The organism is Yunchengibacter salinarum (assembly GCF_037658235.1).
In the GTDB taxonomy this organism is placed as follows: domain Bacteria; phylum Pseudomonadota; class Alphaproteobacteria; order Sphingomonadales; family Kordiimonadaceae; genus Yunchengibacter; species Yunchengibacter salinarum.
The window spans coordinates 168,650-181,093 of the sequence record NZ_JBBJLN010000006.1 but is presented as its reverse complement, the minus strand read 5'-3'; the positions used below and the strand labels follow the sequence as shown (position 1 = coordinate 181,093).

Sequence of the window (12,444 nt, the reverse complement as noted above, 5' to 3'; positions counted from 1 at the left end):
GTCGGTCGGGTGGGCCGGTCGTGCATATGGTTTTGAGTGATCGGGCCGGGAGAGGCATCATGACTGGCACAAATGCGGCTTGCCTGTATGCGTGCGGCGCAGGCGGAAAGCCGGGCGTGCCGCGATCCGGGCGGTTTTTTGCGCCGGGTCTCACCCTGTTCTTGATCGTCGCTTTGGTGCTGGCGGTGTTTCTGGCCGGGGTCTTTCCTGTTCCCGTCTCGGCGGATGAGCCGCTGGCAGCCCCGTCAAAAACCTCTGCCGACGCCTCGTCCGATATGCCGTCCATTGACGGGCCGGTGGTGCTCTACACCAATATGGATTTTCCGCCCTATATCGCGCGGTCCATGCCCCGTGGCGGCGTTTATACCGATATTGTGCGCTCCGCCTTTGCCGCCAGTGATGTGGAGGTGGTGATCCGCTCCGTTCCCTGGAAGCGGGCGACCCGACTGGTGGAACAGGGCAAGGGCGTGGCTACCTATGCCTGGGGGCAGGACCCGGATCGGGCGAAGCGCTTTCTGGTTTCCCGCTCCTTCTTCCAGAACAGTTGGGCCCTGTTTGCCCGCCGCGCGCGGGTGGCCGGTGCCGATTCCCTGTCCGACCTGGTGGCGGGCGACGGGGAGGCGCGGCGCCTGTGCCTGCCCCTTGGCTGGACCGTGCCGGGCGGCATAGGTTCCCTGGTGGAGCGGGATGTGCTGAAACTGGAACGGCCCGCCACCATGCGCAGTTGTTTCCGCCTGCTGCTGCGCCAGAGGGTGGATTTCGTGCACGCCACCGACCTGCTGGGCTTTTATACGCTGGATCAGCTTTCAAAGCGCGGTATGGCCGACAAGCGCGTGCGGGATATTGTGCCTTTCCATCTGCCGCCGGAGGCGAACTTTGAAGGCACCAGCCATGTGCTGTTCGCGGACAGCCCTCGCGGTCGCAAGGCCAGAGCGCTGTTTGAGGCCGGGTTGAAGCGGCTGAATGACAGCGGGCGTTATGGGCGCCTGCTTGCCCGCCACCTTGAGATTTATCCCGAAGGGCAGGCCCGTTCCGTGATGGCGCGCCAGGCCAGCGCGGGTTTTTCCGTTGCGCGTGAACCGGACGACGAACAGAGCATCATGCTGGAACATCCCCAAAGTCTGCGCGGTCGGCTGGAATAGCGCGGAAAGCGTGCCGCCAGTATCAGGCCGGTATCTCGCCAGTGTCTCGCCAGTGTCTCGACAGCCGCCGGGCTCCCTGCTAGAAGGCTGGCCGGTACGGGCCGCGCGCTGAACCAGTGAGCGCGGGTGCCCTCTTTTGACAGCAAGGACAGGCGCGCCCGGTGCGGTTCGATCCGGTGGCGCGGGCCTTTTTCGCGGAGTGAGCCTCATGGCCTCTGATGCCGACGCCAAACCCGACTACAAGGACACATTATTCCTGCCGCGCACGGATTTTCCCATGCGCGCGGGCCTGCCCAAGAGGGAGCCGGGCTTCCTGAAGCAATGGCAGGATCAGGGCCTGTACGGACAGTTGCGCCGGGATAGCGCGGATCGTGACCGCTTCGTGCTGCATGACGGCCCGCCCTATGCCAATGGCGACATTCACATGGGCCATGCGCTGAACAAGATCCTGAAGGATGTGATCGTGCGCACCCGGCAGATGCAGGGCTATGACGCGCCCTATGTGCCCGGCTGGGACTGTCACGGCCTGCCGATCGAATGGAAGATCGAGGAAAAGTACCGCAAGAAGAAAATGGACAAGGACGCGGTGGACCCGGTGGCCTTCCGCCAGGAATGCCGCGCCTTTGCCGATCACTGGATCGAGCGGCAAAAGGAACAGTTCAAGCGCCTGGGCGTTCTGGGGGACTGGGACAATCCCTATACCACCATGGCTTACGAGGCCGAGGCCACCATCGTGGCCGAATTGCTGAAATTCGCCGAATCCGGCGCCATTTACCGCAAATTGAAGCCGGTCATGTGGTCACCGGTGGAAAAGACCGCGCTGGCGGAAGCGGAGGTGGAATATCACGACCACACCTCCACTCAGATCGACGTGGCGTTCGAGCTTGTCAAGGCGCCGGTGGCGCTGGCCGATCACCGGGACGCCCGCATTGTCATCTGGACCACCACGCCCTGGACCATGCCGGGCAACCGCGCGGTCTGTTACGGCCCGGATATCGCCTACAGCCTGATCCGGGTGGACGGCGTGACGGAAGGCGCGCTGGTGGCGCCCGGTGCCAAACTGGTGGTGGCAAGCGATCTGCTCGCCGCCTTTGCCGGGCGGGCGGGCATCGCCGATCATACGGTGCTGGAACGCTTCGACGGTACCGCGCTGGAAGGCGGCGTGCTGGCCCATCCGTGGCGCGGGCAGGGCTATGACTATGACGTGCCGCTGCTGCCGGGCGATCATGTGACCACGGAAGCGGGCACCGGCTTTGTCCATACCGCCCCCGGCCATGGGGAGGAAGACTATGACGTGGGCCGCCGGTTCGATCTGGAAATCCCCTATACGGTGCGGGAGGACGGCACCTATCACGACCAGTTGCCGCTGCTGGCCGGGCGCCATGTGTACAAGGTGGGGGACGAGGTGTGCGACCTGCTGGCGGACGCGGGCGCGCTGATGGCAAAAAGCCGGATGGTCCACAGCTATCCCCATAGCTGGCGGTCCAAGGCGCCGCTGATTTTCCGTGCCACGGCCCAGTGGTTCATTTCCATGGATCATGGCGGCCTTCGGGACCGGGCGCTCAGCGCCATCCGGGAGGATGTGGCCTGGTTCCCCGCGCGCGGCCAGAAGCGCATTGAAAGCATGGTGGCTGACAGGCCGGACTGGGTGATCTCCCGCCAGCGGAGCTGGGGCGTGCCCATCACGCTGTTCGTGCACAGGGAAACCGGTGAACCGTTGAACGACCCGGCGGTGAACGCCCGCATCGTGGACGCGGTGCGCGCCGGCGGCGCCGATGCCTGGATTGCCACACCGGCGGCGGACCTGCTCGGCCCGGATCATGACCCGGACGCCTATGAAAAGGTGCGGGACATTCTGGACGTGTGGTTCGACAGCGGCTGCACCCACGCTTTCGTGCTGGAAGGCCGCGATGATCTGTCCTGGCCCGCGGATGTGTATCTGGAAGGCTCCGACCAGCACCGGGGCTGGTTCCAGTCCAGCCTGCTGGAATCCTGCGGCACGCGGGGCCGGGCGCCCTATCGCTCGGTGGTGACCCACGGTTTCACCATGGATGCCCAGGGGCGCAAGATGTCCAAGTCGGTGGGCAATGTGGTGGACCCCCTGAAGCTGGTGGACCAGTTCGGTGCCGATATCCTGCGGCTGTGGGCGGTGTCGGTGGATTATGTGGAAGATCACCGCATTGGCGACGAGATCATCAAGGGCCAGGTGGATGCCTACCGCAAGATCCGCAACACCCTGCGCTTCCTGTTGGGCAATCTGGCGGGCTTTGAGGAAAGCGAGCGTCTGGCGGTCGCCGAGATGCCCGCGCTGGAACGCTATATGCTGCACCGTCTGCACATGCTGGACGGCGAATTGCGCGGTTATGCGGATCGCTATGACTATACCCCCTATATTCAGGCGCTGTACCAGTTCTGCATTTCCGACCTGTCCAGCTTCTATTTCGACATCCGCAAGGACTGCCTCTATTGCGACGGCGGGGATGCGCTCCGTCGCCGCGCGGCGCGCACCGTGCTGGATGCCATCTTCTACCGGCTGACCAAATGGCTGGCGCCGGTGCTCGTCTTCACCGCCGAAGACGTGTGGCAATCCCGATTCGGGGCGGACGCCGACAGTGTTCACCGCCAGACCTTCGACCCGGTGGGCGATGCGTGGCGGGACAGCGGCCTCGCCGACCGCTGGGACCGGGTGCGCACCCTGCGCCGGGTGGTTACCGGCGCGCTGGAAGTGGACCGGCGGGAAAAGCGCATCGGCGCCAGTCTTGAGGCGGCGGCGACGCTTTATGTGTCCGACAGCGCGGATATCGATGTGTTGCGCGGGCTCGACCTGGCGGAGTTGACCATCACCTCGGCGGCGGAAGCCGTTCAGGCGGATGCCCCGGCGGATGCCTTCACACTGGGCGACGTGCCCGGCGTGGCCGTGGTCACCACGCGGGCGGAAGGCGCCAAGTGCGATCGCTGCTGGCAGGTTTTGCCGGAAGTGGCGGCGGCTCAAGACAGCCTGTGCAGCCGCTGCCAGCAGGCGGTGGGCGCCCATGGCAATGCCTGACCCCGCGCCCGGCCCGGCCCGGCCCGCACACTGGCGCCGCCGGGCGCTGGCCCTTGCGGGGGCCGTGTTCGTGCTGGATCAGCTTGTCAAATGGGGCGTGCTGGCGGGCCTTGATCTGGCCACGCGGGGGCGACTTTCCCTGTTGCCCTTTCTCGACTTCACTCTGGTCTGGAATCGCGGCATCTCCATGAATCTGCCCCTTGGGGATCTGGTTGGCCGCGCCGGGCTGATCGGCCTGACCCTGCTGGTGGTGATCTGGCTGCTGCGCTGGCTGTGGCGCAGTCAGCGCCCGGTGGAGGCGCTGGCACTGGGCGCGGTGGTTGGCGGCGCGCTCGGCAATGTGCTGGATCGGGTGATTCACGGCGCGGTGGTGGATTTTGTCCATCTGCACGCTTTCGACTATCATTTCTATGTGTTCAATGTGGCGGATGCGGCGATTACGCTTGGCGTGGCGGCGCTGTTGGTGGATGGCTTGCGGGATCGGGCCAAAACCCCTACAAATCCTGAACGTCCGTCATCCGGTACCAACGGGGCGGACACGCATTCAAACCGGAAGGGAGGCGCTTCCCGTGACCAGTAAAAAGTCCTTACATCCCGCGCTCAAGGCCGGGCTTGCCGCCGCGCTTGCCCTGACCATCGCGGCCTGCGGTGGCGGCAAGAACGCGCCGGACGAATTCAGCGTGGTGGATCGTGCGCCGCTGGTGGTGCCCCCGGAAGCCGATCTGGCACCGCCGCGCCCCGGCGAACCGCGCGCACAGGAAATCAATCCGGGGCGGCAGGCTTATGAAGCCCTGTTCCCCAATGCGGATTTCGACAAGCGCAAGGAATTGTCCGATGGCGAAGTGGCGCTTTTGCGCGAACTGCGCTCCGCCGGGCCGGATGTGCGCTCCAATGCGGGGCAGGTGGACCTGCGCGTGGTGAAGAAAACCCTGCTGCTGCCGGATCTGCTGGACCTGGGGGATGTGCAGTATCGCCCGGACAATGTGCGGATCATGGCCGGGGGTGAGACAGGGCGCTGATGCCCGATCCCGCCGCCCGCCACCCCGATCCCGCACCGCTCCGGCGCCTGGCGCGGGATCTGATCGACCGAATCGCCGCCGGGGAGGTGGTGGAACGGCCCGCCAGTGCCGTGAAGGAACTGGTGGAAAACAGCATTGATGCGGGCGCCCGCACCATTGATGTGACCCTGGAAGATGGCGGGCGCACGCTGATCCGCGTTGTGGATGACGGGCGCGGCATGGCGGCGTCGGACCTGCCGCTGGCGGTGGAACGCCACGCCACCAGCAAGCTGCCGCAGGGCGACCTGGTGCATATTGACTGGCTCGGCTTTCGCGGGGAGGCGCTGGCCTCCATCGCCTCCGTGGCAAAGGTGACACTGACCAGCCGCCAGCCCGACAGCGACAATGGCCACCGGCTTCGGGTCGAGGGGGGCGCCATTGGCGATGTGGCCCCTGCCGCCTGCAATCCCGGCACCAGGGTGGAAGTGCGCGACCTGTTCTATGCCACCCCCGCCCGGCTTAAATTCCTGAAAACCGCGCGCACCGAGACCGGCCAGGCGCTGGATATGGTCAAGCGGCTGGCCATGGCGCATCCGCAGGTGGCCTTTTCCCTGTGGGACGGCAGCCGCAGCCGCAGCCGCTTTCGCGCCCCGCCAACCGGCGATGCGGCGCTGGACCCGCGCCTGGCCCGGCTGGCGGCGGTGCTGGGCCAGCAGTTTCAGGACAATGCCATCCCCATCGATGCGGAACGGGAGGGGCTGAGGCTGACCGGCTATGCGGGGCTGCCCACCTTTTCCCGTGGCAATGCCCAGCATCAGTATCTGTTCGTCAATGGCCGCCCGGTGAAGGACCGTCTGCTGACCGGGGCGGTGCGCGGTGCCTATCAGGATTATCTGGCGCGGGACCGGCACCCGGTGCTGGCCCTGTTTCTGGATGTGCCCCCTGAATTCGTGGATGTGAACGTGCACCCGGCCAAGGCGGAGGTGCGCTTCCGAGACAGCGGGCTGGTGCGCGGGCTGATCGTGTCCGCCCTGCGCCATGGTCTGGCCGCGGCGGGGCATCGGGCCAGCACCACCGTGGCCGGGTCCGCCCTTGGGGCCATGCGCCCGGAAGGGTCGGGGCCGGCGCTGCCCTATGGCGCGGGCCGGGAACGCCCCACCATGCCGCCCCGCTTCACTGAGGGCACCTTTTCCGGGGCGGCGGACCCACAGGCGGCGCTGCACATGCAAGCGCCCGGACAGGCACCGGGACAGGCATCGGGCCGGGGCATGACGGACACCGCCCAGCTTGGCCTGGACCCGGCGGGCACGGACATGACGGCGCCCAGCGCCCGCACCTTCGCGGCGGAAGCGGTCGGGTCATCGGAGCTGGAGAGCTTTCCGCTCGGCGTGGCGCGGGGTCAGCTTCATGAAACCTATGTGGTGGCGCAAACCCGCGACGGCATTGTCATCGTGGATCAGCACGCCGCCCATGAGCGGCTGGTCTATGAGCGCATGAAGCGGGCACTGAGCGAGACCGGCGTGGCCCGGCAGGCCCTGCTGATGCCCGATGTGGTGGAACTGGAGGACGGCCCCTGCCAGCGGCTTCTGGCGCGGCGGGCGGAACTTTTGGAACTTGGGCTGGTGATCGAACCGTTCGGCGAGGGGGCCGTGGTGGTGCGCGAAACCCCGGCCCTGATGCAAAAGCTGGATGTGCCGGGACTGGTGCGGGACCTGGCCGATGAACTGACCGAACTGGACGAGGCCTTGAGCCTGAAGGAAAAACTGGAGGATGTGTGCGGCACCATTGCCTGTCATGGCAGCGTGCGCGCCGGGCGGCGGCTGACTGTGGAGGAAATGAACGCCCTGCTGCGGGAAATGGAGGCCACGCCCCATTCCGGCCAGTGCAATCATGGCCGCCCCACCTATGTGGAACTGAAACTGGCCGATATAGAGCGCCTGTTTGGCCGCCGCTGAGCGGCTCCCCGTGAAAGGATCATGCCATGAAACAAGCCTGTGCCGCCCTGCTGCTCGCCGCCACTGCCTTTACCGGCCCGGCATCCGTGGCCGCCGCCGATCCGGTGCCGGAAAAGGCGCGGGACAGCGGCCCCGCCACACAGCACTGGCGGCCTGGCTTTCATTTCACACCGGCGCGGCACTGGATGAACGATCCCAATGGGCTGGTCTGGCAGGACGGCACCTATCATCTGTTCTATCAACACAATCCTGAAGGCATCCGCTGGGGCCATATGAGTTGGGGCCACGCCACCAGCGATAATCTGCTGGACTGGGACGAAAAGGCGATCGCCCTGCCGGAGACGGACGATCATATGGCCTTTTCCGGCTCGGCGGTGGTGGACCATGACAACACCAGCGGTTTCGGCAGCGCGGACAATCCGCCGCTGGTGGCGATCTATACCGCCTATGACCCCGAGACGAAGGCACAGCGCCAGCATCTGGCCTACAGCCTGGACAAGGGCGAAACATGGGCCCGCCATGCGGGCAATCCGGTGCTTGATATCGGATCAAGGGAATTCCGCGATCCCAAGGTGTTCTGGCACGATGAGAGCGACCGCTGGGTCATGGCGGTGGCCAAGGCCAAGGCGCACAAAATCGCCTTTTACAGCTCCCCCGATCTGAAGGATTGGACCCACCTGTCCGATTTCGGGCCGATGGGGTCCACGGGCGGCGTATGGGAATGCCCGGACCTGTTCCGGGTGCCCGTGGATGGCGGGCCGGAAACCCGTTGGGTGTTACAGGTGGACCTGGGCCGGGGGGCACCTGCGGGCGGGTCCGGCGGCATGGCCTTTGTGGGCGATTTTGACGGCACCCGCTTCACGCCGGACCCGGCCTATGCGGACGGCCCGGCCCATTTCGTGGATTATGGCGCGGATTTTTACGCCGCCCAGAGCTTTTCCGGCGCGCCGTCGCCCGATGGCAAGCGGCTCTGGCTCGCCTGGTTCGCCGACTGGCGCTATGCGCAGGACATGCCCACCCGGCCATGGCGCGGCGCCATGACCCTGGCCCGCCGGGTGGACCTGACGGAACGGGACGGCATCCCCGTATTGCGCCAGACCCCGCTATTGCCCGAAGGCCGGGACCGGCGCGGCGAGGCCCGGTCGGTAACGGGCCGCCAGCCGCTCATGGTGGCGGGGGAGGCCGTCAGCGGGCGCCAGATGGTGGTCAGCCTGACACTGGACCCAGGCGCGGCGACGGACAGCGGCATTGCCGTTTATGCGGGCGCGGGGGTGGAAACCCGCATCGGTTATGATGCCAGGGGGGAAACGCTTTATGTGGATCGCCGCCGATCGGGCCCGGCCCATAATGCGGTGATGGCGGAACATTTCCCCGCCCGGCACAGCGCGCCGCTGGCGTCCGGCCAGACCCCCATCGACCTGACGCTGGTGCTGGACAACAGCACGCTTGAGGTCTTCGCCGAGGATGGCACGCTGGTCTTTTCCGAGCGTGTATTCGCCCCTGCATCGGCGGACGGGATGTTCCTCTATGCCAAAGGCGGCGTGGCGCGGGTCAGCGGGCTGACGGTGCGGGCGCCGGGCGAGGGGAAGCCAGCCGGGCGCTAGGGGCGCCGCGGCTTTTCAGATGCGATCGAGCAGGCTGTCCAGCGCGTCCGTATTGCCAGCCGGTGGCGGCGCGCCTGTTTCGGGCGGGGGCGTGGTCTTAGGCCCGGCGCTGAACTGCGCCAGGGTCTTGCGGATCATGTGGCGATCGACCGGCTTGGTCAGCACCGCCTGCATCCCGGCTTCCAGAAAGGCTTCCGCCTGATTGTCGTCCGTGTCGGCGGTCAGCGCCACGATCGGCAGGTCATATCCGGCGTCCCGAATGGCCCGGCAGGCGCTTATCCCGTCCATTTCCGGCATTCGGCCATCCATCAGCACCAGATCGAAGCGCGTGTCGGGGGTTCCGGTGGTGCCCTCGGCGCTTTCCTGATGGCCACCCGCGGTGATCAGGTCCACCGCCACCCGGCCATTTTCCGCGCGGGTCACGCGGTGACCATCGGCCCTGAGCAGGCGCCCCATCAGTTTGGCGCTCACGTCATTGTCTTCCGCCACCAGAATGGACAGGGGCACGGGTGCGCTGGCTTCGGGGGCGACCGATGGTTTCGGCGCCTCGCAGGCCTGTACCGGCAGGGTGACCGTAAAGGTGCTGCCCTTGCCGTCCTCGCTGGTGGCAAAGATGACGCCGCCCATGCGGCTTACCAGTTCCCGGCAGATGGCAAGCCCCAGCCCGGTACCCTCATGGCGGCGCGCGCGGGAGCTGTCCACCTGAGTGAAACGCCGGAACAGCTCTCCCAGCTTGTCTTGCGGGATGCCGATGCCGGTATCGGTGACGGTGAAAACCAGCACGTCGCTGGCGGGGCCGGGTTCGCCCGGTTGATCATCCGGTGATTGCGACAGCCGGACGGGCCGGTCCCCGGCTTCGGCATCCGTTCGCCGCACGGCCAGGGAAATCGTGCCCTCATCGGTGAATTTGACCGCATTGCCCAGAAGATTGAGCAGCACCTGTTGCAGGCGCAGCGGGTCGCCCACAAAGGCATTCGGCGCGTCCGGGGCCCGCTCCACGCGGATGTTCAGCCCCTTTTGCCGGGCGGCGGGCTCCACCAGCGGCAGCAGGTCATCCAACAACCCGTCCAGTGTCATGGCTTCGCCGTGGATGTTGAGCCGCCCCGCTTCCATCTTGGAAAAATCCAGAATGTCATTGATCACCCGCATCAGCGAGCGGGAGGATCGACGCGCCGTGTCCGCCAGATCCTGTTGGCGCGGGTGCAGGTCCTCCTCCATCAGCAGGTCCAGCATCCCCAGAATGCCATTGAGCGGCGTGCGGATTTCATGGCTCATGGTGGCGAGGAAATCGGACTTGGCGCGATTGGCGGCTTCGGCCTTGTCATGGGTGACGACAAGTTCCGCGAAGCGGTTATAGCTGCGCCGGGCCATGACCATCAGCGCCACCAGATACACCAGAAGCATGAAGGCCGTGACCTGGTGCAGCACACTGTCGCGGGTGGCGAAGAACACGATGATCGGGATGACCGCCGTTAGCAGAAAGCCGTTCACGATCTGCGGTACGGGGTGGAGGATGGAGCCCACCCCCGCCATCATGCCGCCAATCACCGCCACCACGAAAAACTGGTAATGCAGCATGTCGGGGGTGAAGAAGATCAGCGGTGTCATGCCCCACAGGCCGCCCAGAATCGCGGACCAGAAGCCGGATTTGCGCAGGGTGTTGCCGGTGACGGTTTTCGGATCGGGCCGGCCACGCAGCCGCAGCCAGCCATAAAGGTGCATCATGGCAATGGCGGCGATCAGGCCATACCAGATCAGCCCCTGTGACAGGGGGGCGATCCTGAAAAAGACCGCAAGGATCAGGGTGGCATTGATCCAGACAATGGCCGACACCCACGGCGCCTGGGAGATCAGCTCTTTTTGTTGTTCCAGTTGCAGGCGCCTGTACAGGCGGGGCGAGTCGGGCTTGCGCCCGAACCAGCAGGCGCCCAGCCAGCGCTTCGCGTCCGCATTGCCGCTTTCGTCGCCCAGTGCTGCGCTTGGCCGGAACATGATGGCCTTCTTCCTCCCTTTCCGACTCAGGTGCCGGAGTGTACTCCCCCATGGCAACAGGGGAGGGCATCCGGTGCGAAACGTCAAGCCCTGGAGAGAGGGCGCCCCTGAAGGGGCGGTGGTTATTCGGGGCTGTCCAGTGACAGCAACAGAATCTGTTGCCGCCCTTGTCGCCGACGATCCCGCAGATGAAAGGGGTTGGTGTCGGGGATTTCATCGGCGCCGGTTTCCAGCGCGATCAGGCCGCCGCTGGCCAGGCTTTCCGCCGCTGCCAGGCGGGCCAGCGTGGGCGCCGCCAGGCCGCCATGATAGGGCGGGTCCATCAGGATCAGGTCAAACGGGCCGTCAGGCGGCGCGGTGCGGCTGGCATCCAGCCGGTGCACGCGGGTTTCGCGGCGGACCCCCAGCGCATCCAGATTGGCCTGAAGCGCCTTCAGCGCGGCGGGGGCCTTTTCCACAAAGCTCACATGGGCCGCCCCGCGTGACAGGGCTTCCAGCCCCAAAGCGCCGGTTCCGGCATACAGATCGGCCACCCGCGCCCCGGCAAGGCCGCCGAACGCGCCGCCTTCCAGTATGGCGAACAGCCGTTCCCGCATCCGGTCGGTGGTGGGACGGGTATCCCGGCCCGACGGTACCATGAGCCGACGCCCCCGGAATCGCCCGGCGATGATCCGGGTCATGGCCGGGATCGTCCCTGCTTTTTGCCGTCTTTGGGATGTTTGTCCGCTGCTTTTTCGCCTTTCGGAACCGCGCTTTTGGGGCCCGCGTTTTTCGGGCGGGCGGCGCGGCGCCTGTCCCCCGGCTTGGTGGGGCGCTTTTTCGCCTTGGCCCATTTGGACGGGGTTAGCCGGGGCGTATCCGCCACCACGGGCTTGGGGGCGTCTTCAAAATAGGTGCCGATCAGGTCCACAAGCTGGGCGGTGGGCACTTCGCTTACCGCGCCGGGGGGCAGCTTGCCCAGCGTGAACGGGCCGTAAGCGACCCGGATCAGCCGGTTCACGCTCAGGCCCAGATGCTCCATCACCCGCCGCACTTCCCGGTTCTTTCCCTCGGTTATGGCGACGGACAGCCAGGCATTGGCGCCGGTCTGCTGATCCAGCGTGGCAATGATGGAATCGTACTGAACGCCGTCAATGGTGATGCCATCCTTCAGCGCGTCCAGCCGGCGGGGTTCCACCGTGCCATGCACGCGCACCCGGTAGCGGCGCACATGGCCGTGTTTCGGCAATTCCAGCCAGCGTGCCAGCGCCCCGTCATTGGTCAGCAGCAGTAGGCCCTCGGTGCTCATGTCCAGCCGTCCCACCGAAACCACCCGGCCCATATGGGCGGGCAGGGAGTCGAACACGGTGCGCCGCCCTTCCGGGTCCTTGTGCGTGGTAAGCTGGCCGCGCCGCTTGTTCAGCCGCCACAGGCGCGTGCGTTCCACGGCGGCGACCGGCTGGCCGTCCACGGTGATGCCATCCAGCGTGGTGATGAAGGTGGCCGGGGTTTTCACCGGCGTGCCGTCGATTGCCACGCGCCCGTCTTGAATCATGGTCTCCACATCGCGCCGGGAGCCCACCCCGGCACGGGCGAGCGCCTTGGCGATGCGATCGCCTCGGTCGGACGGGGGCGTATGTGTCTGCTTGTCTGTCATGGCGCGCACCATAAGCGAGCCGCGCGGGCGTGGCAATCGGCTGTTCGCAGGCTTGACGCTTTGGCCCGGCG

At 66.3% G+C, this 12,444-nt stretch carries 9 protein-coding genes; 6 read left to right on the top strand and 3 right to left on the bottom strand.

All coding sequences use genetic code 11. The features are described from left to right. Positions 1-59: 59 nt before the first annotated feature. From WGH93_RS08550 to WGH93_RS08525, 6 genes are all read left to right on the top strand, one after another. Positions 60-1,142 (top strand): substrate-binding periplasmic protein, encoded by a 1,083-nt coding sequence (locus WGH93_RS08550; protein ID WP_374764461.1) that lies wholly within the window; start codon positions 60-62, stop codon positions 1,140-1,142. Between the two features lie 208 nt (positions 1,143-1,350). Next, positions 1,351-4,188, top strand: coding sequence for an isoleucine--tRNA ligase (gene ileS, locus WGH93_RS08545; RefSeq protein ID WP_374764460.1), 2,838 nt, complete (start codon positions 1,351-1,353; stop codon positions 4,186-4,188). Continuing rightward, positions 4,175-4,768, top strand: coding sequence for a signal peptidase II (gene lspA, locus WGH93_RS08540; protein WP_374764459.1), 594 nt, complete (start codon positions 4,175-4,177; stop codon positions 4,766-4,768). Before ileS ends, lspA begins: the two co-directional genes overlap by 14 nt. Further along, on the top strand, positions 4,758-5,207 hold the full coding sequence (locus WGH93_RS08535; RefSeq protein ID WP_374764458.1) for a DUF3035 domain-containing protein: 450 nt from the start codon (positions 4,758-4,760) through the stop codon (positions 5,205-5,207). The genes lspA and WGH93_RS08535 overlap by 11 nt, the downstream gene beginning before the upstream one ends. After that, entirely contained in the window at positions 5,207-7,141 is a 1,935-nt protein-coding gene (gene mutL / locus WGH93_RS08530; protein WP_374764457.1) for a DNA mismatch repair endonuclease MutL, read from the top strand. Before WGH93_RS08535 ends, mutL begins: the two co-directional genes overlap by 1 nt. Positions 7,142-7,167: 26 nt before the next feature. Further along, on the top strand, positions 7,168-8,745 hold the full coding sequence (locus WGH93_RS08525; protein ID WP_374764456.1) for a glycoside hydrolase family 32 protein: 1,578 nt from the start codon (positions 7,168-7,170) through the stop codon (positions 8,743-8,745). A 15-nt stretch (positions 8,746-8,760) separates the two neighbouring features. Here the strand turns inward: WGH93_RS08525 and WGH93_RS08520 are convergent, their stop codons facing one another. The 3 genes from WGH93_RS08520 to WGH93_RS08510 all read right to left on the bottom strand — a co-directional run bounded on the left by WGH93_RS08520 (position 8,761) and on the right by WGH93_RS08510 (position 12,373). Further along, positions 8,761-10,737 (bottom strand): ATP-binding protein, encoded by a 1,977-nt coding sequence (locus tag WGH93_RS08520; protein WP_374764455.1) that lies wholly within the window; start codon positions 10,735-10,737, stop codon positions 8,761-8,763. A gap of 122 nt (positions 10,738-10,859) precedes the next feature. After that, positions 10,860-11,417, bottom strand: coding sequence for a 16S rRNA (guanine(966)-N(2))-methyltransferase RsmD (gene rsmD / locus WGH93_RS08515; protein ID WP_374764454.1), 558 nt, complete (start codon positions 11,415-11,417; stop codon positions 10,860-10,862). After that, complete coding sequence (locus WGH93_RS08510) at positions 11,414-12,373, bottom strand: pseudouridine synthase (RefSeq protein WP_374764453.1); 960 nt, start codon at positions 12,371-12,373, stop codon at positions 11,414-11,416. Before WGH93_RS08510 ends, rsmD begins: the two co-directional genes overlap by 4 nt. Between the last annotated feature and the right edge of the window lie 71 nt (positions 12,374-12,444).